1 pseudogene is annotated in these 581 nt (G+C 64.2%); it reads right to left on the reverse strand.

The features are described from left to right. Nucleotides 1–423, reverse strand: a pseudogene (locus ABD323_RS44220) (hypothetical protein); the annotation flags it as partial. Nucleotides 424–581 lie beyond the last annotated feature (158 nt).

Genomic DNA, 581 nt, shown 5'->3' on the forward strand with positions numbered 1-581 from the left:
GTTGAAGAATGCGGGCTTCCACCCAACCGGCCCCGCCGGCGTCGAAGGCTGGGTATCCGGCGGGAGCCCGGGATCCGTGGCCGGCGGCGGGCTGGGGACCGGCGGGTACGGCGGGTACGGCTTGCACTCCTCGGGGTATTTGTGGCAGATGTCCACACGTTGGCCAGGCCCGCCGATCCAGCCGATGTAAACCCGCTGGTGGGTGCCGAACTTCACCCAGGCGCCCTGTTCTGCGGGATAGACGCCTTCGAAGGGAAAGAGAGATGTCTCGCCCGACTGGTTTCCGCACACCTCAAAGGAAACCCGTTCCCAGGTGAGGAGGATGAAGTTCAACGTGTCGACTTTACCGCCCATGCAGGCGTCCACAGGAACCTGAAATGCATCCACGTCACCATGACCGCTGGTGTTTTGACCTGGCGCCACCGTGAGATTGTGGCCGGAGCGCCAGTCAAGGTCTACCACTACGTCGCGGGAACTGTGGTTGGAAACCCGGCCACACAGGACGAACGTGGGTGGCGGGCCGGGCAGGCATCCTCCTGCGGAAGCGGGAGGAGCGGCGGTGATCGTCAGTGACATCATCG

This window comes from Kitasatospora nipponensis (assembly GCF_039528135.1).
Taxonomy (GTDB): Bacteria; Actinomycetota; Actinomycetes; order Streptomycetales; family Streptomycetaceae; genus Kitasatospora; species Kitasatospora nipponensis.